General features: G+C 47.4%; 11 protein-coding genes. 5 read left to right on the top strand and 6 right to left on the bottom strand.

The window, feature by feature from the left end; all coding sequences use genetic code 11:
• The first annotated feature begins 114 nt into the window (after positions 1-114).
• Positions 115-579, top strand: a complete 465-nt coding sequence (locus tag IQ263_RS12560) for a hypothetical protein (protein ID WP_194067726.1) — start codon at positions 115-117, stop codon at positions 577-579.
• 772 nt (positions 580-1,351) lie between these two features.
• Positions 1,352-3,757, top strand: a complete 2,406-nt coding sequence (locus IQ263_RS12555; protein WP_194067725.1) for a cache domain-containing protein — start codon at positions 1,352-1,354, stop codon at positions 3,755-3,757.
• 149 nt (positions 3,758-3,906) lie between these two features.
• On the opposite strand, the gene IQ263_RS12550 is transcribed toward IQ263_RS12555, so the two are convergent.
• The gene (locus IQ263_RS12550) at positions 3,907-4,506 is read right to left on the bottom strand and encodes a cytochrome b/b6 domain-containing protein (RefSeq protein WP_194067724.1); all 600 of its coding nucleotides are present in this window, start codon (positions 4,504-4,506) and stop codon (positions 3,907-3,909) included.
• Between the two features lie 194 nt (positions 4,507-4,700).
• Here IQ263_RS12550 and IQ263_RS12545 point away from each other — a divergent pair, with 194 nt between their 5' ends.
• Complete coding sequence (locus IQ263_RS12545) at positions 4,701-5,282, top strand: manganese efflux pump MntP (protein ID WP_194067723.1); 582 nt, start codon at positions 4,701-4,703, stop codon at positions 5,280-5,282.
• 227 nt (positions 5,283-5,509) lie between these two features.
• Positions 5,510-6,064: a glutathione S-transferase family protein gene (locus IQ263_RS12540; protein WP_194067743.1), complete on the top strand. Its 555-nt coding sequence runs from the start codon at positions 5,510-5,512 to the stop codon at positions 6,062-6,064.
• A 174-nt stretch (positions 6,065-6,238) separates the two neighbouring features.
• Here the strand turns inward: IQ263_RS12540 and IQ263_RS12535 are convergent, their stop codons facing one another.
• The 3 genes from IQ263_RS12535 to IQ263_RS12525 all read right to left on the bottom strand — a co-directional run bounded on the left by IQ263_RS12535 (position 6,239) and on the right by IQ263_RS12525 (position 8,240).
• Positions 6,239-6,376, bottom strand: coding sequence for a photosystem II reaction center protein K (locus tag IQ263_RS12535; protein WP_068815178.1), 138 nt, complete (start codon positions 6,374-6,376; stop codon positions 6,239-6,241).
• Positions 6,377-6,436: 60 nt separating this feature from the next.
• Positions 6,437-7,567, bottom strand: a complete 1,131-nt coding sequence (gene tgt, locus IQ263_RS12530) for a tRNA guanosine(34) transglycosylase Tgt (RefSeq protein WP_194067722.1) — start codon at positions 7,565-7,567, stop codon at positions 6,437-6,439.
• Positions 7,568-7,790: 223 nt separating this feature from the next.
• Positions 7,791-8,240: a hypothetical protein gene (locus tag IQ263_RS12525; protein WP_194067721.1), complete on the bottom strand. Its 450-nt coding sequence runs from the start codon at positions 8,238-8,240 to the stop codon at positions 7,791-7,793.
• A gap of 259 nt (positions 8,241-8,499) precedes the next feature.
• On the opposite strand from IQ263_RS12525, the gene cobS reads away from it, so the two are divergent.
• Entirely contained in the window at positions 8,500-9,297 is a 798-nt protein-coding gene (gene cobS / locus IQ263_RS12520; RefSeq protein ID WP_194067720.1) for an adenosylcobinamide-GDP ribazoletransferase, read from the top strand.
• A gap of 240 nt (positions 9,298-9,537) precedes the next feature.
• Here the strand turns inward: cobS and IQ263_RS12515 are convergent, their stop codons facing one another.
• On the bottom strand, positions 9,538-16,845 hold the full coding sequence (locus IQ263_RS12515) for an amino acid adenylation domain-containing protein (RefSeq protein ID WP_228050002.1): 7,308 nt from the start codon (positions 16,843-16,845) through the stop codon (positions 9,538-9,540).
• 175 nt (positions 16,846-17,020) lie between these two features.
• The coding region (locus IQ263_RS12510; RefSeq protein ID WP_194067719.1) for an aminotransferase class III-fold pyridoxal phosphate-dependent enzyme at positions 17,021-19,334 on the bottom strand (2,314 nt) is incomplete at its 5' end.

Below are 19,334 nucleotides of genomic sequence, written 5' to 3'. Positions count from 1 at the left end.
CAGTTTGAGATTTTTCAAGTCAAAGCCCCCAGAAAAATCCGTGCAAAAAATCTAAAATCTAAAATCGCTTGATTTTTCGCGAACGGTTTTCAACTCCTACTCAAAAGATTTTTTATGACGACTGCAACAGTTTATCCCACCGCCCCCGATCTCTGCACCGACGATTACATCGCAGTGGGCTTGGCCACCTGCTTCATCAAAGAAGAAGGCGAAGTTCATCAAGTAAAAATCATCGAAGCTATCCCCTCAGCAGCTTTGGAAGCAATTGTCAAGGGCATTCCCACATCTTATGAAATGGCTTGGGGCACGACTTTAGGAGCGGTGCTGGAGGGCGACTCACCCAAAAGGCTGCCGGAATTTCCCTCGGAAGCTCAGTTTAGCGACGAATTCGGCTTTCGGGCGATCGCCGCAGCCCGCACTTACAAAATCCGCCCCCAAGCTCAAGTTCACATTCCGTCAGGAACAGTTCGCAATGACTTTACTTATTCCTTAGAACGTAAAAGAGTCCTCAATTCCGAGCGCATCGTTCGCACTGAAGACAATGTGAAACAGCACGATCACACTCACAAGGTTCTTTAAATTAAGTCGCCAAACTGCGGCAATTTAGCACCGAAAATAGTTTTGAGTTTTGAAATGTGAATTGAATATTTAATATCAAATCCTCTCTTCATCGGAATAGTAAATTCACTGTTGACTGTTGACTGTTAACCGTTAACATCATCCCGGTGCAATCGGAATTGATATAACACATTTTTAGTTCATTCATTAATAACTCAAAACTTTTAATGTTTTATTAAAAAAAACGCCAAACACATTAACTTAGGGTGCGTCCTTGCCCGTACCTTACTAAATTTCAACCTAGAGCATGGAATACGCATTTTATATGACTCTTAACAAGACTTAACAAAACAATTAAAGAAGAAAAATTTCATAACTCAAACAGCTTCTACAGTCCTCTTTGGTATAAGTTGGGAGGTCAAAAGAGGCTCATCTTCGTCTATAGGCCAGGCTTTCGCTCGAACTGGTAACAAGCAAAAGCCCGATCGCTAAAAAGCTTACTGTGTAATACTTCTTCCTGATGACCGATGACCGATGACCAATGACCAATGACTAATGACTGATGACTGATGACTAATGACTGATGACTGATGACTTAAGTAGTCGCTGAAATGTTTTAATTTATCAAAAATATGGTAAAATCTGATTCCAGTTTAACAGAGTGAGCCGGCCAACGGGAAAAAATCAAAAAATCCCCGCACTTATTCAATGCTAGTAGTTTTCAGACTGCTCGCAGGCGAGCAAGTGCATCGCAGGTGAGCTGAGGATTTTAATCTCACAAATTGGTCAAACCATGGGAAGCTTTGCGAAAGTGAAGTGGTGGAAATTAACAAGATTGTTGCCAGCGGGATTTAAGGGCAAATACAATTTTCCCTACAAAATTGCGCTGTTAATTTTGGGCGCAACAATTCTAGCAGCTAGCATCATTAGTTGCATCAGCTATTACAGCGTGCGCCGCTTGATTGTGGACAATTTAGAGCGAAATGCTTTGTTAGAGGTTAAGCAGGGCGGGAACAAGATCGATCGCTGGATCGGCACGAAAAAGGCCCAGATAGAACTCCTCGCAAACACTCCTTCGGTGCGATCGATGAATTGGTCAGTGGCTGGGCCTTATTTAAAATCGGAAGTCAATCGACTACAAGACTTCGAGCATTTGGCATTAATCGATCCCGACGGTTTTTATTTCACTACAAAAGTCGGCAGAGCTTTGATTAATGTCAGCGATCGCCAACACTTCAAAAAAGCAATGGCTGGCGAAGTCTATGTTTCAGATCCTACAATTTCTCGCACGCTAAAACAACAGAGTATTGTTCCCATTTCGGCTCCGGTGCGCTCAAATTCGGCAAATTTTCTGGACAAAACAGCCGACAAGCCGATCGGAGTAATGAACGGCATAATCAGCACCGACAGAATAGCCGAAGTAGTAAAAAAACTGGAATATGAAACAGGAACTTATGCTTTTGTTCTCAATTCTCAAGGAGTCCCCATTGTCCATCCCGACGCTCGGTTAATCGGAAATATCGACAAGCCGACTCCGAGTCTGTTGGAGTCCGCAGATACTAATTTGGCAAATGTAGCCAGGGAGATGGTTTATCAAAAAACAGGCATTTTGTTGACCAAAATCAACGATGCCAGAGTTTATGTTGCTTATCTTCCCTTAGAGCAAGCTGAATGGTCGATCGCCCTAGTAATTCCTTCCCACCACATCGAAAAAGAACTAATCGCCTTAAACATATTAGCAGCAGCCGCCACCATACTCTTAGCAGCAGCTATTGTCGCAGTAATTGCAGCAAATAAGCTGTTTGCCGAAAATTACATCCGCACTCGCTCAGAGGCCCTGATTCACCGCTTGAGCGGCCGCATTCGCGCTGGCTTGCCGCTCGATCGCATCCTGCAAACAACAGTAGAAGAACTCGGTACATTGTTAAAGCTCGATCGAGCAATATTCGGCTGGTACGACCCCCGACAAGATACAGTAGAATTTTGCTGGGAATATTGCCGACAAGGTTTATCGGGGCGCTTGGGAATCTTCGGCGCTACCGGAGGGCCATCGGGAGATTTAGCTGCACGGCTGCACCGGTGCGAAACAGTAATTCTCAATAAAACCTCCGCCTCTGATGTCGCAGGATTTCCAAAACCCGCCCATCTCGAACTCACAAACAGCCGCTACGCAACAGTACCCGTACTTACTCAGACTAATCGGCTGGGATATCTGTTCACCATTGCTAATCGGCAGTTTGCGAATCCCAACGAATTAGAAGTTTTGGAAGCCATAGCAGATTCACTGGCGATCGCAATTTCTCAATCTCAACTCCAGGGACAAATTCAAGAAGAACTCAAACTTTTAGAAGAAGTATTAGCCCAACTGAGAAAAACCGAAGAGCATTTAGTAAAAAGCGAAAAAATGGCAATTTTGGGTCAACTCGCTGCCGGAATTTCCCAGGATATTAATAACCCAATTAACTTTATTTATGGTCGCCTGATTCACGTCAACGATTATATCAAATATTTGCTCGAAATAATTCACCTTTATCGCGAACAGTACCCCCAACCAGTGCCGCGAATTGCCAGAGAAATAGAAACCTTCGACCTAGATTTTATCAGCCAAGACTTGCCGGAAACTATCAACGCTCTGAAAATAGGAACCGATCGCATTCGGCAGCTCGTAGTGGCTTTTCGGAAAATTTCACTTCCTGACAAAGCTAACAAAGAACGCACCAACGTTCACGAAGGTATCGACAATATACTGCTATTGCTCGATCACCGATTGTCTCCCAAAGTATTAGTAGTCAAGGAATATAACAACCAGCCACCAATTTTGTGTTATCCCGGTCAACTCAGCCAAGTATTTACGAATATCCTCAACAATGCGATTGATGCTGTTAACAGTCTTGACAACTCCGAGCCAATCATTACAATTAAAACAGATATAGTAGAGCATTTTTCTGGCAGGTTTATTGCAGTATCGATCGCCCACAACGGCTGCCGGATTTCGCCAGAGATTCAACAGAGAATATTTGAACCATTTGGCAATACTAAATCCTGGAAAAATTTTACAGTGTTGGGACTATCGGCTTGCTATAAAATTATTGTAGAATTGCACGGCGGTATTTTTACCGTTCAATCTCCAGTACCGTCTGAAATTGAATCTCAAACTGGGGGCGGTGCTGAGTTTATCGTAGAATTGCCAATCGTTTGATATAAAGCCCGTAAAACAGAAAATCGTTGCTGCGAAGCCGATCGCGATCGGATTAGGGGAACAATAAAGGCGCGATAACAGCAAACAACCAGCCTCCCATTACCACGATTTCCACAACAATTAATAGGATATTTTTGTTCATTTTTACATTAAGAGCGATCGACAAAAGAGCGAATTTTGCGCCACCAAGCAGCCGGCGAATCCTCCCGGCGGTACGCAACATCAAACATCGACAAAATTAGCGGTAAACCCCCCACTTTCGCACTCATCAACAAGTGCATCAGCAGACAAAACACTAATACCGCCCAACCAGAAGCGTGCAAATAATACCAAATCTGCGTCAAATCCCCCGCCGGAAGCCATTCTTCCTTAACCATACTTCCAGAGGCGATCGCCCAAGTCAGCGCTAACAACATCAAAGTATTTACAATCCGGTGCAAACTGTACCACCAAATCGGTTTTCCCAACTGAGTTAGTTTGCCAAAAGAATCCGGCTGCACCAAGCGTTGTTGACCTGCGTGGAAACTGTACAATGCAAAAGCCGGCATGACTCCTAACAGCAACAGCTTGCCGAAAGTGCCGTGAATCCCGATGAGATCGGCAATCGGAGGCGCGGGGATTTTGCCCAACCGCCCGTCATAGGCGTTGTACACCAAAAATGCGGTCAAAATTGCTAAAAGGGCGATCGCACCGTTAAGCCCGTGCAGTAATCTGAGCAACAATGGCTGGTAAGGTTTAGATTGCGACATTCTCAACTCTGCTACTGAAAAACTCTTCACCATACTTTACAACCAATCCGGGCATTTTTCAACCTGCAAATTATGAAATAAATGTGATTTAAAAATGAATGTATTGTGATAAAAGCGTTATTTTATCGAGGTTTAGTGTAGACTAAAATTGTCTAAAAAACTCCTTTAATCGTAAGATTTCATAGTTAACAAAAATGGATGCAGCCACTACCGTCTTTCTTTCCTTGGGACTAGCAGCAGATGCTTTTGCTGTAGCGATTTCTAGCGGTTTAGCAATCAAACACATGAAGCTCAACAAAGCTTTAAAAATTGCCTTATTTTTCGGCTGCTTTCAAGCGTTGATGCCCGTAATCGGATGGTTGGCAGGTCTGAGTTTTAGTTCTTGGATAACACCGATCGACCATTGGATCGTTTTTGGGCTTTTGAGTTTCATTGGCGGTAAAATGATTTACGAATCGCTGCAGGGCGAAGAAAGCGAAAAAAAGTTCAATCCCTTACATACGGGGACTTTGATAACCCTGTCGGTGGCGACGAGTCTCGATGCCCTCGCAGTGGGAGTCGGATTTGCTGTCTTGAAAGATTCTATTGCTCAGGCGGTGACTGCGATCGGACTTATTACTTTCTTTTTAGCTTTTGCCGGCGTGTTTATCGGGCACAAATGCGGCAACTTGTTTGCTAATAAAATCGAAATATTGGGTGGATCAATTTTGATTTTTATTGGCAGTAGAATCTTGTTTGTGCATTTAACAGAAGCGACAATAATTACAGGACAGTAGTCAGTAGTCAGTAGTCAGTAGTCATTAGTTATTGGTAATTAGTTATTGGTTATTGGTTATTTGTTATTTGTTATTTGTTAGTTCCTATTCCCTGCGCGGGCCAATGCCCTGCGCGGGCCAATGCCCAATTCCCAATGCCCAATTCCCAATTCTCAATTCCCAATTCTCAATTCCCAATTCCCCAAAGATGCTATAACAGAAATATTACGTTAAAGGATAAAAATTCCGTGCTGAAACTTTACGGCGGAGCCCGCAGCAGGGCCTCTATTGTCCAGTGGTATCTTGAAGAAATAGCGGTTCCCTACGAATTCGTCACCCTAGATATGCAAGCAGGGGAACACTTGCAGCCAGAGTTTCTGGAAATTAACCCGATCGGCAAAGTACCGGCAATTGTGGATGGAGATTTTAAACTTTGGGAATCCGGCGCAATTTTGCTGTATTTAGCTCAAAAATACGGTAAAATGCCCGATAGTTTGGAGCAGCAAGCCGAAATCGTGCAGTGGGTCATGTTTGCTAACGCTACCCTCGGCCCGGGAATATTTGTCGAAGCAAGTCGCGATCGCGAAACCCCGAAAATGTTAGAACCGTTAAATCGCATTTTCGAGAAACAGCCGTTTTTAATGGGCGATGAATTCGGCGTCGCCGACGCAGCAGTCGGCTCAATTTTATGCTACATCCCGATGATGCTGAAACTAGACCTCAGCGCTTATCCGGCTGTTTTAGATTACATGAAGCGGATCTCGGAAAGACCGGCATTCCAAAAGGCGATCGGCGGTAACTGAAGAAAGGCGCTACACCGATTAATGATTCAACTCTCTCTCCTCCGACTCTGCGGACTCTGCGGACTCTGCGGTTAAATCTATCCGAAACAACCGCAAACCCGATCGAAACAAAAACTCAACAGCTAAAAGCAGGGGCTAATTTGTGAATAGCCCCTGCTTTTACTAAAATCCGACTTATCTGAACCCGACAGCCGCTTGCCAGACAAAAGCCAGCAGCAAGAAAAACACGGGAATCACTGGCAAAACATTAACCAGCGGGTCAAATATCGCATAAGCTTCGGGCAGTTTTGCTAAAAGTAATGCAGCTTCCATGAATCAACCTACCTATCCAACACAATTCTAATAATTGTCGCATATCTTCACCCAAGGAGCTCACGATCGATCGACAGTCGGTGTCAGCCAGTGGCCAAACTCTTCGGTAAATCGATCGGCCAAAATCGCCTCCCGCATCCTCCCAGTAAAGCGAATCAACTCCGTCACGTTGTGCAGCGCCAGCAAAGTATAGCTGAGTGCTTCCTTAGCCCGCGCCAAATGGGCCAAATAAGCCCGACTGAATTTTTGGCAGGTATAGCAAGGACAAGACTCATCCAGGGGAGCAAAATCCTCCCGAAACCGAGCATTTTTCAAATTCCAGCGTTCCCCTCGCACAAAAGCCGTCCCGTGGCGGCCCAGCCGAGTCGGAATCACGCAGTCAAACATATCTACGCCACTCGCTACAGCCAGCGCCATTTCCCGATAGGTGCCAATCCCCATCAGATAACGAGGTTTATTTGCCGGCAACAGAGGCGCAGTAACTCTCACAATCTCTGCGATCAAATCCCCCGATTCCCCGACGCTAACCCCGCCGATCGCATAACCGGGCAAATCTAAGTCTACCAACTGGTTCGCCGCGCGCGATCGCAAATCGGGGAAAACACCCCCCTGCACGATGCCGAACAAAGCTTGTTCCGGGCGCGAGTGAGCCTGCATACAGCGTTGCAGCCAGCGGTAAGTGCGATCTGTCGCTGCCTCCACCTCGTCCCGTGTAGCGGGGTAAGGCGGACACTCATCAAAGGCCATAATCACGTCAGCGCCCAACTCGTTCTGAATCTCGATCGATTTTTCCGGCGTTAAATTAATGATGCGGCCGTCGCGGGGAGCTCGAAAAGTCACCCCATTCTCCGAAATAGTCCGCATTTGGCTCAAGCTAAACACCTGAAAGCCGCCCGAATCCGTCAGAATCGGGCCCGGCCAAGCCATAAATTTGTGCAATCCGCCAGCGCCTGCGACAATTCGTTCCCCCGGCTGCAAGTGCAAATGATAAGTATTCGCCAAAACCATTTGAGAACCTGCGTCTTCAAGATGTGCCGGGGTCAAGGTTTTGACATTAGCCAGCGTCCCCACGGGCATAAATTTAGGCGTTTCCACAATACCGTGGGGAGTGGTAAAAACCCCTGCACGTGCTTGAGTATGGCTGCAGTTAGCCTTACATTTAAAAGAAAATCTCCCGTTGTCTTCAGTCATTAGTCTCCGTCGATCGTTAACCGCTACTGGGCAGTCGTTGTTATCTAACCTATTCTTATGGAGATTGAGACAAAAAACCCATGACTGAGCCCAAAAACGGAGACAAGCCCGGACTTCTTTCATAGATGACCAAAAATTTTAGACCAAAATTTAATCTCCCAGATTCATCTTTCGAGTAAATCTAAAATCTAAAATCTAAAATCTAAAATCGACTGACTGGTGATTAAAACTGAGAATCATCCTCATCCAATTGCAGATCCCAGTGGCCTGAGAGTACCTGATCGACAACCGCATCCAAAGCCGCAGCATTTAAATTCCGGGAGACTTGCTCTTGCAAAGGATTGGAGAGGGGAATTAACCGCAACTGCCGGCCGTCTTGAATCAGGTCAAAATAAGCACCCTCGACCGGGGACTGTTTCAGTTCCAGGTAATCAAAACTATACACGTTCAAATAAAGCCCGTGGTTGGCAATCAGGGTAGAACGGTGGGGGTTGGCGAAGACTTCGAGCACGTACCCTTCACCTTCGCTGTAAATCTTGCCATCTTGGATGTGAAGGTAGCGCACACGTCCTAAATCAAACAGCAATCTTTTGATATCGCGCTTGTTGACGACAATGCCTGTATCAATGATGCAAGGAGCAACTACCCTGTTATTCGATTGGTCGTGACTCATGGAACAAAAGCCTCTGTTGTAGTATTTTCCCGTTTTGAAAATCGGGGAGTTAGCTAGAATTCTGGATACGGGAAACCAGAATCTTGAGTTTAGTCATTTTAGATAGGGAGCTTCGGGAGCGCTGCCGGCAGAGGTTTTCCGGGGAAAATTGCTCGGACAGGAGGAATGCCCGATCCAAAGGACTAGCGTGTTACAGTTCCAATTCTGGCACAAGCTAATGAATTGACAACTGTATACAAAATGAAAAAATTTCTATCTTATGGTGGATGATCAATTGGTTCGCTCTACGATCGACTTTTTCCGGAATCAAGGCGCTGCTATGGCAGCTGCAGTCGCGTTTTATACTTGTTTGCCGGTGCCTGTGTCTTGGACTTTGGAGTTCCGGGGCATTGCTCGTTTGGCTCCGGCGATCGGGCTTTTGATCGGCGGGATGCTGGGACTGGCGGATATTGGGTTGCAGTTGTTCGGTATGCCTGCCCTGACTCGATCGGCCTTGGTGGTAGTTTTGGGCATCGCCATCACTGGGGGGCTGCACCTAGATGGGGCTATGGACGCGGCGGACGGGCTTGCCGTACCCGACCCTGTGCGCCGACTGGAAGTGATGCGGGACAGCGTTACAGGGGCTTTTGGGGCGATGGCTGCGATCGCGATCGTCCTGCTGAAAACTGTCGCTCTTTCGGATTTGAATCACTATCGGTGGCTGGCTTTGATGGGTGTGGCGGGTTGGGGGAGGTGGGGCCAACTGGTGGCGATCGCCCGCTATCCCTATCTCCGCCCGGAGGGTAAGGGAGCTTTTCATAAAGAATCGATTTATTCACCTTTTGATTTTATCCCAGGAGTTCTGTTGTTGCTAAGTTTGAGCGTGCTGCAAGTTGTCTTGGATGGCGATCGGTGGCTGTTGGCGGTGGGGATGGCTTTGGGCGGAAGTGCGATCGGAATTTTTGTCGGAGCCTGGTTTAACCACCGTTTGGGCGGCCATACGGGCGATACTTACGGTGCTGTAGTGGAGTGGACGGAGGTTTTGTTGCTGTGTCTTTTGGTGGCTTTGGAAGGGTGAACAGTTGACTGTTGACTGTTGACTGTTATCTGTTATCTGTTATCTGTTATTTGTTATCTGTTATCTGTTATCTGTTATCTGTTATTTGTTATCTGTTATCTGTTATTTGTTATTTGTTAACCAATAACTGTCAATCAATAACCAACAACAAATAACCAACAACAAATAACCAACAACCAATAACCAATAACCAACAACCAATAACCAATAACCAATAACCAATAACCAAAAGACTTAACATTATTGACAATTCATTTGCCGAGCGCGATCGACTGCGGCTTGCAATTTTTCCGCCAGTATCCGAACGTGCGGCTCTTGTAACATCCCCAAATGATCGCTAGGGATCTCGTGAATCTCTATTCCTCCTGTAACTACCTCGCCCCAACCCAATGCGGGATCGGCATCAAACAAGATGGCACTCTCAACCGCTTTGAAGATAGTCGCTCCACCCGAGTAAACTCCTGCTACATAGTGTCTCAATGCCTCTTCATTGAGTTCTCGATGAGTGAAGTTTTCCAGCTCGATCGGCAAGGGACGCCCGATCGCTTGGTAAAACTTAGAAGAAATCCTCCATATTTGATTAGTAATACTTTCGACTTTTCCCGCCAGATTGCTCTGAGTTTTCCCCAGAAATACACCGGGAGTCATGTGTAAAACTTTCATCGCGCGTTGACCGCGTTTTTTTTCAGACGATTTTTTAAAAGCATCCGGGCCGTAGGTATCCAACAATCCCAGCAAAGCTACCTTTTCACCTTTGGCATCAAGTTGCCTAGCTATCTCAAAAGCTACTGTCCCGCCAAAAGATACTCCTAACAGAAAATAAGGCCCGTGCGGCTGGAAAACTTGCATTTCTTTGATGTAATAAGCTGCCAATTCCTCAACTCGATTGGGAGGAGCCAGCTTTTCATCCATAATCTGGGTAGACAGTCCCAAAATAGCCTGCGATTGCTCCAAATGATTCAGTAAAGGACGGTAAAATTCCAATCCCCTACCGAGTACGTGAATGCAGAATAGAGGAGGTTTGTAACTCCCTGTTCCCGGTTGAATCACTACCATTGATGGAGAGGGTGAAGACCATTCCGGTTCGCGGAGAATATCAGCCAATTGCTCAACGGTTGGCGATTGGAAAATAGTAGAAAGCGGCAGTTTTTTGCCGAATATTTTTTCGATTTCAGCTAACAAACGCGCCGCTAACAGCGAATGCCCTCCTATCTCGAAGAAATTGTCCCTGATGCCAATTGAATTGATCCCTAAAACTTGTTCCCAAATTTGCTTCACTTGGAGTTCTAATTTGTCCCGGGGGGCAACAGCAATTGTTTGATCGGGTGCAACCCTGGCAGATTGCCACTTTTGACTTGCCAAAGCGCGGCGGTCAACTTTGCCGTTGGGGTTCAAGGGCAAAGCGTCGAGGAAGACAAACCCAGCGGGTATCATGTAGTCTGGCAGTCTTTTTTGCAGGAAACTCCGCAGGGTATTGGCGGCGAGAATTTTGCCTGGGCCCGGGACTACATAAGCTGCGAGACATTTGTTCCCCGAAGCATCTAACTGAACTGCCACAGACACTTGACTCACATCTAGATGTCCGGCCAGTACGGCCTCAATTTCTCCTATTTCAATGCGGAAGCCGCGAATCTTTACTTGATTGTCAATGCGTCCCAAATACTCGATGTTACCATCGGGCAGATAGCGGGCTAAATCCCCTGTTTTGTAAAGGTGATTTGCAGAAGGAAGAAGGCTTGAAACCGATCGCCCTTCGGCATTTTTCCATCTATCTTCTTGGTTGGCGATCAAAGGATTTGGAATGAATTTTTCGGCTGTTAAATCCGGGCGGTTGAGGTAGCCTCTGGCTAAGCCTGCACCGCCTGCATACAACTCGCCCGGAACGCCGATCGGCACTGGCTGCAAATGGCGATCGAGTATGTAAACTTGAGTATTGGCGATCGGTCTGCCGATCGGCACCGAATTGCTAATTTGACTGTCAGGGGCGATCGCCGCGCAGCAAGTAAAAGTCGTATTTTCTGTCGGCCCGTAGCCGTTAATTAATTGGCAGTTTGGAGCCTCTCGCAGCAACTTCTGGACGTGGGGAACAGATAAAACGTCACCGCCTGCCAACAGTTGGCGCACACCCTTTAAATCCTCAATGCGATCGTCCACCATCAAGTGAAACAGTCCGGCGGTCAACCACAAAATAGTCACATTGTATAAGCGAATCGCCTCTCCCAGCTCTGCTAAAGATGGAGTTCCTGGGGGAAAGACAACCAGTTGCGCCCCGTTAAGCAGCGCCCCCCAAATTTCCAGCGTCGAAGCGTCAAAGGAAATCGGAGCCAGTTGCAGGAAGACTTCGGCGGCGCTGAAGCTCGCATAATCGGTGTTTTTAACTAACCGCACTACCCCACGGTGGACGACGCAAACGCCTTTTGGTTTGCCTGTGGAACCGGAAGTATACATGACATAAGCCAGATTTTCCGCCTGCGCGAGATGGGCAAGATTGTCCTCACTTTGTGCGTTTATTTCCTCCCGCACCTGCTCCAAACAAACTATTTTTGCTTCAGTATCGGGCAGCTTTTCTGTTAAATGCTGTTGAGTTAACAGCACGGATAGGGCGGCATCTGACAGCATGAATTCCAGACGCTCTTTGGGATAAGCTGGATCTAAAGGCAGGTAAGCAGATCCGGCTTTGAGAACAGCCAAAAGCGAGACGATCGCATCCATAGAGCGATCGAAACAAACACCGATTAAAACTTCCGGCCCAGCCCCCAAAGTTTGCAAGTAATGTGCTAATTGATTGGCCCGACAATTTAGCTGTTGGTAGGTTAGCTGTTGTTCGCCAAAAACTAAGGCTACAGCGTCGGGAGTTTGTTCTGCTTGAACTTCAAATAGTTGGTGAATGCAGGCTGATTCGGGATAATTTGTGTGAGTGTTATTCCACTCAATTAATAGCTGCTGTTGTTCTATTTCTGTCAGCAGGGGCAATTCTGAAATCTTCTGCTTTGGATTGGCTGCGATCACTTCTAGTAAAGTCTGGAAATGTCCCGCCATCCGAGCGATCGTTGACCCATCAAACAAATCAGTATTGTATTCCCATGCTCCTATCAATCCAGAAGCCGTATTCTCTATTGATAGAGTCAGGTCGAACTTGGAAGTGCCGAATTCCACGGAATAAGAACTTACCGATAACTCAGGCAGTTCTACAGAATTAACCAAAGCGTCGTCGAGGACAAACATCACCTGGAACAGAGGCGTATAGCTTAAGTCTCGCGTTGGTTGCAATGCCTCTACCAACTGCTCGAAGGGCAAGTCTTGATGCGCGTAAGCTTGCAGCGCGACTTCCCGAACTCTGGCGAGTAACTCCTCAAAACTGGGGTGGTCGCCGAGGTCGGTACGCAGCACTAAGGTATTGACAAAAAAGCCAATTAGTCCTTCAATTTCCCGCCGATTGCGACCAGCTACAGGCGTACCCACTACGATGTCCTCACTGTTTGTATAGCGGCAGAGTAATGTCTGAAATGCCGCCAAAAGGGTCATAAACAGAGTGACTCCCGCTCGCTTGCCCAGAGCGGTAAGTTCCGCGCTCAATTCCAGGGAAAGGGCTGCATAGTAATATCCTCCCCGGAAGGTTTGAACAGGCGGTCGCGCTCGGTCTGTGGGTAATTCTAATAAAGCTGGAGCGTCCAATAGTTGTTGCTTCCAGTAGTCAAGCTGGGTTTCGAGTATTTCTCCTTGCAGCCACTGCCGCTGCCAAAGAGCAAAGTCGGCGTACTGTACGGATAATTCTGGTAAAACCGGAGCCATGCCCGTGCTGTTGGCTTTGTAAAGTTCTGCTAACTCTCGCAAGAACACGCCTACAGACCACCCATCAGAAATAATGTGGTGCATGGTAAGCAGCAAGACGTACTCGGTTTCACCTAGCTGCAGCACCAAACCTCGGAGCAAAAGCTCTCGTTCCAGGTTAAAAGGTCGATTTGCTTCTTCATTTACCCATCGTTGCGCTTCAATTTCTCGCTCGCTTTCTCCTAGGTGCAACAAGCTGACTACTTGTAGTTCCCAACTGTGAGTTGAAGCGATAACCTGAATGGGTTCTCCCTCTACTGTCGCGAAGTTGGTGCGTAAGGCTTCGTGACGCCCGATAATTTCGTTGATGCTGTTCTGTAGCGCCGTTATATTGAGCTGACCGAAAAGACGCAACGCTACCGGGATGTTGTAAAAGGGACTGTTGGGCTGTAACTGGTCGAGAAACCACAGTCGCTGTTGAGCAAAGGATAGTGGGATGGACTCTGACCTTGGAATTGGTAGAAGCGGCTCTGCTTCTTGTGATTGTCCGTTAGAGAGCGAATTCTCTACCCGAGAGGCGAATTCGGCAATGGTGGGTGCTTCAAACAAACTGCGTAGCGCTAATTCGACGGCAAAGGTATCGCGCACTCTCGAAATTACTTGAGTGGCTAATAAGGAATGTCCGCCCAGTTCAAAGAAATTGTGGTGAACGCCCACAATTTCAATTCTCAGGACATCCGCCCAAATGCTGGCTAGCATCTCTTCAATAGGAGTTCTTGGGGCTACTAATGACCGTTGCAGTTCGGGTCGAAATTCTGGTGCGGGTAAGGCGCGACGGTCTACCTTGCCACTGGGGGTTAGTGGCAGGGCATTCAACATCACCAATGCTCCCGGTATCATGTAATCAGGCAGTTTCTCTTTGAGAAAACCCCGCAAGTTGCTAGTGGCGATCGTGGACGAGTTGTTGGCGACAATGTAAACTGCCAGATATTTTTGACCTGGAACATCTTCTCGCACTATAACTACAGTTTCTCGCACACCGGGGTACTGCGCGATCGCTGCCTCAATTTCCCCCAGTTCGATGCGGAAGCCGCGAATCTTGACTTGATTGTCGATGCGACCTAGAAACTCGATGTTACCGTCACTTAGGTAACGGGCTTTATCGCCAGTTTTGTAGAGGCGTGACCCAGATTGAGTGGTGAAGGGGTTAGGGATAAATTTTTCATCAGTCAAATCGGGACGGTTTAGGTAGCCTCGGGCGACGCCAGCACCGCCGATGTGTAGTTCACCCGATACGCCGATGGGGACTGGCTTTAGGAGGCGGTCGAGAATATAAATTTGCGTGTTAGCGATGGGACGACCGATAGGAGGAAGTATCGGCCAATTGTCCGCTGAATTAGTGAGGGTAAAAGTGGTGACAACATGGCTCTCCGATGGTCCATAATGATTGTGCAAAGTACAATCAGTTAGCTTGCTCAACCAGCTAGAAATGGCGGGAGTAATCTGCAACTGTTCACCAGCAGTAATGATTTCCCGTAAATAGCTGGTAACTAATTCACTACCAGTAGCTACCTCAGCTATTTGCTGTAAGGCAACAAAGGGGACAAACAGTCTCTCAACAGCTTTTTCTTGGAGTAAACCTAACAAAGCGAATGCATCTCGTCGTAATTCCTCTGCAATCAAGAGTAATGTCCCTCCAGAACACCAAGTAGAAAACATTTCTTGGAAGGAGACATCAAAGCTGATAGGAGCAAATTGTAGAGTTTTTGCCCCGCTAGAAATTGTCGTATTTTGAAGTTGCCACAAGATCAGATTGCAAAGAGAAAAATGATTCATTGCTACTCCCTTAGGCTGACCTGTAGAACCGGAAGTATAAATCACATAAGCCAAGTTAGTTGCTTGCACACCAGTGATTGGATTCTCCTCACTCGACCGGGAAATCACCTGCCAATCAGTATCTAAATAGACAAACTGCGCTTCATATTCAGGTAGCTTCTCAACCAGTCGCTGTTGCGTCAACAGCACCTTAACTTGAGCGTTTTGGAGCATAAAGCTCAAGCGTTCAGTAGGATACTCTGGGTCAAGCGGCACATAAGGACCACCAGCCTTGAGGATACCAAGCAATCCCACTACCATCTCTAGGGAGCGCTCCACGCAGATACCCACCGAAACTTCTGGCCCCACACCCAGAGTTCTCAAGTGATGTGCTATTTTGTTAGCCCGTTGGTTGAGTTGGAGGTAGGTCAACTGTTTATCTTCAAAAACCACCGCAATGGCATCGGGCGATCGCGTAACCTGTTCCTCAAACAACTGGTGGATACACTTATCAGAGGGATATTCTTTTGTGGTGTTGTTCCATTCCGCTAGCAACTGGTATCCCTCTGCTTCGGTTAGCAGGGGCAATTCTGAAATCTTCTGGTTTGGATTAGCAACTATTCCCTCTAACAGCACCTCAAATTCAGCCATGCGGCGGCGGATTGTCGCAGCATCAAATAAGTTAGTATTGTACTGACACTCCAGCACGAGTTTGTTTTTTGTTTCGCTGGCATTCACCGCCCATTCAAAATTTTCATAAGTTCTCGGATTCGAGAAGACTTCAGCCTTAAAACCTTCAAAATTCAGCTGATCTTCCGTAAGCTGCACATCCAAATTAAAACTTACAGGCACTAGCGGAATGCGACTGAAATCCCGTGGCATTGCTAGTTTTTTGACCAGAGTACCGAAGGTTAGCTGCTGGCGTTCGATCGCATCTAAAACTCCAGTGCGGCGCGATCGCAAATAATCGATAAAAGATTGTTCTCCGTTAATTTGGGTACGCAACGGCAAGAAACTTACGCAGTGTCCGGCAAGCTTGTCTTTGCCCCCAACAAGCTGTCCCGCCGCCGGCATTCCGACAACCAAATCCTCTTGTCCGCACAAGCGGTAGATAAAAGCTTCAAATCCAGCCAAGAGAATTGTAAAAAAACTGCACCCTGCTTTCTTTCCCTGGCGTTTGAGGTTAGCAACCAAATCCGGCTTTAGTTCCCAATCTTCCCGCGAACCCTTGTAAGTTCTCAAAGGAGGCCGCGCTCTGTCTGTCGGCAAATCCAGCACTGGAATCGTGCCTGAAAACTGATTTAACCAATACTTTTCAGCGGCAATAACTTCGGGGCTTGTTGCTTGTTCTTCTTGTAAAATTGCGTACTCTATAAAACTTTCGGGCTGTGGAAGATTGACCGCTAAGCCTTGATTTTTTGCAGAATAAATTTCACCCAAATCAGGGAATAATATGCCCCAAGACCAGCCATCGCAAATGATGTGGTGACCGGTGAGAATAACGATGTATTCCTGTTCTTGCAGCTTGATAATTTGACTGCGAAACAGCGGCCCGCGCACTAAATTGAAAGGCTGCTCGACTTCTTGGCGGCGCAAATGTGCTAATTTAGATTCGCGATCGCGATCGTCGAAAATTGACAAATCTATCAAAGGAATATCAATTTCGATCGCAGAGGCAATGCAAAGAGTCGATCCGTCCGGGCTAAATGTTGTCCGCAGCGACTCGTGCCGCTGCACCAATTCTTGAATTGAAAATCGGAGAGATTCAACGTCGAGATTTCCTTGCAATCGCAGACACATCGACTCGTTGTAAGCGCAATTTGCCTCGTCTTCCATTTGCACGGCAATCCAGATTTCCTTTTGCGATTCCGTCGCGGGTACGCAAGCAAAAAGTTCTCCGCCTGCAAATGGATCGAAGTCTACAGCAGTTAGTTTTGGTTGTAAATCTACGGTTGTTTTCATTGCAATTAACGTTGATGCACGTAAATAAATTAAATTGTCTTTGTTGTAGTTTGAAAAAGGTAGATTGGGATTTATCGTTGGGTGGGGGCGGGTTTATGAGATTATTAGTCTTAGGCATAGATGGTTGGTAAAACCCGCCCCTACAGGATTTAATTGCCAATTATCACTGTTATTTCTATAAGCTTTCTCCTACTTGTAAATGTTTGCCTGGACGCTCTGGATCTGCTACGTACCAAGCGGGATTGCCGTTAGGATCTCGCCCTAATTTCGCACCGGGTACGGGAGCATTGTTGGCGAAAGCGGTTGAGGACTTTCCTCCATTAATATTACTGTGATTGTGGAATTCGATCGCCCTCACAGTTTCCCCCGATCCACCGGCTAAAAATCCGGCTGACTGCAATTCGGCAATACTGTTTTTAAATGCCTCCTTGATAAAAGCAATATCTGCGTCGGAATGGGCTAAGGTCAGGAAACACGGGCGGTGATCCCAAATGTGAATGCCTTTTTCTCGCAGCGAGTAGAAAAGCAGTTCTCCATGCGTAAAATCTTGCGGGTAGGTGATTTTGAACAGGGAACCAAAGTTTTTAACCGTGAAAGGTGCTTGTTCGCGATCGAACATGGCGTTCAATTCTGCAACTAATTGGTCAGTTTTGGCATTGAGATCGCGCTGCAAGGAAGACCCGCCCCGTTTCAAATATTCGAGGGATGCTTTGGCGGCTGCTAATGTCAGCGGGTGGCGCACAAAAGTTCCGGCAAAATAAGTAACGCCTACTTCGGGGAAAGAGTCGTCTCCGAATTGCCAAAATCCGCCATCTAATGCGTCCATCCAAGCCGATTTGCCCGCAATTACCCCGATCGGCATCCCCCCGCCGACGACTTTGCCGTAGGTACCAATATCTGCTTGTACGCCGAAGTATTCTTGGGCGCCGCCCGGTGCTACTCGGAACCCGGTAATCACTTCGTCCATAATGAAGGCGCAACCGGCTTGCTCGGTAATCCGGCGCACTTCGTGGAGGAATTCTCGCGGTTGCCAGTCGGGGCGGCGGCTTTGTACGGGTTCTACCATGATGGCTGCAAACTCGCCCGCCCGCGCTTTGAGGATTTCCAGGGATTCGGGTTCGCCGTAGTCGAGGATTAAGGTGTTATCAACGGCGGATTGGGGAATTCCCGGTGCTGCGGGGAGCGATCGCAATTTCTTAGTTCCGCGCACGATTACTTCGTCGAAATTTCCGTGATAGTCTCCGGTAAACGTGACGATCGTATTGTTGCCGGTGACGGTGCGCGCGAGTCGCATTGCACCCAAAACTGCCTCAGAACCGGTATTGCAGAAGGCGACGCGATCGTGCTTGGTCATTTCGCACACGAGTTCGGCGACTTCCCCGGCTAGCGGTGTTTGCGGCCCGATTTCAAAGCCTAATTGCATTTGGGCGGCGATCGCTTCTGTGATAAATGGCGCTGAATATCCGAAAAAGTTCGACCCGAAACCGTTGGTTAAATCGACATATTCGTTATCGTCTTTATCCCAAAGTTTGGAACCGGACGATCGCACTGTGACAATTGGATAAACCAACTCTTTCATCGTCCGGTTAAAGCCGGAAACTACGCGCGGATCGGCGAGGTGGTGGCGGTGAGTCTGAGCGTACTGTTTCGATTTTTGGGTTCGCACCATGTACCGCTTGACAAATGTTTCTAAATATGCTTTTTGCGATGGAGTTAAGGCACCGCGATCGGATGTGTCAATGCGGGCGGCCGCGCCGAATACTTTTTTGGGTTCGGCGGTGGGTTCGGCGGATGGTGCAGGTGCGGCGGCTGGGGCGATCGTGCTGCCATTATTGTGGGATTGCGGGATCTGTTGCACCGGTGCGGGGGGCTGCACCATTTGAGGTGGGGCTGTCGGTGCCGGCTGCGCGGGAACACCGCCACCTAACAATTCTAGGTGTCGCGACATAATCTGCAACTGCTGGCCGATCAAGTATTCGAGGTTGCTCGATTGTAAGGGTTGCAATAGATGAGCTGGCGGGGCAGGCAGATTTACCGGGGCGCTGGCGGCAATTGGTGCGGGAGGCGCTGCTAGGGGCGGTGCTACCGTGCCCGGAGATGCCGGAGGTGCCGGAGGTGCTACCGCCACAATTGCGGGCAAAACTTCCGGCGGCAAAGATCTGTCGATAAATTCAGATAAAGTTTCGAGACTGGGGAAAGTTTCTAGTAGCTGGCGGAAGGTAATTTTAACGTTAAATTCTTTTTGCAAGTTCAGCGCTACTTGAGTCAAAGACAGAGAATCCAAACCCATTTCTAAAAAGGTTAGATCGTCGCTGACGCTACCTAAATCTTCACCAGAAGTTTCTTCTAAGATATTTTTGATTTTGGGAATGAGCCTTTCTTTGCGAGCTGGTTGTTGGGTTGCGACTTGTGAATTTGGCATTGGTTGTTGACTGTTGACTGTTGACTGTTGACTGTTGACTGTTGACTGTTGGGAATTGGGCATGGGG

Source organism: Tychonema sp. LEGE 06208 (assembly GCF_015207505.1).
Lineage (GTDB): Bacteria > Cyanobacteriota > Cyanobacteriia > Cyanobacteriales > Microcoleaceae > Microcoleus.
Note: the sequence above shows the minus strand (reverse complement) of the source record. Positions and strands in the feature narration are given on the sequence as shown.

Coding starts and splice junctions, on each gene's coding strand:
- IQ263_RS12560 (WP_194067726.1), top strand. CDS start 115: ATGACGACTGCAACAGTTTATCCCACCGCCCCCGATCTCTGCACCGAC.
- IQ263_RS12555 (WP_194067725.1), top strand. CDS start 1,352: ATGGGAAGCTTTGCGAAAGTGAAGTGGTGGAAATTAACAAGATTGTTG.
- IQ263_RS12550 (WP_194067724.1), bottom strand. CDS start 4,506: ATGTCGCAATCTAAACCTTACCAGCCATTGTTGCTCAGATTACTGCAC.
- IQ263_RS12545 (WP_194067723.1), top strand. CDS start 4,701: ATGGATGCAGCCACTACCGTCTTTCTTTCCTTGGGACTAGCAGCAGAT.
- IQ263_RS12535 (WP_068815178.1), bottom strand. CDS start 6,376: ATGGAAGCTGCATTACTTTTAGCAAAACTGCCCGAAGCTTATGCGATA.
- tgt (WP_194067722.1), bottom strand. CDS start 7,567: ATGACTGAAGACAACGGGAGATTTTCTTTTAAATGTAAGGCTAACTGC.
- IQ263_RS12525 (WP_194067721.1), bottom strand. CDS start 8,240: ATGAGTCACGACCAATCGAATAACAGGGTAGTTGCTCCTTGCATCATT.
- cobS (WP_194067720.1), top strand. CDS start 8,500: ATGGTGGATGATCAATTGGTTCGCTCTACGATCGACTTTTTCCGGAAT.
- IQ263_RS12515 (WP_228050002.1), bottom strand. CDS start 16,845: ATGAAAACAACCGTAGATTTACAACCAAAACTAACTGCTGTAGACTTC.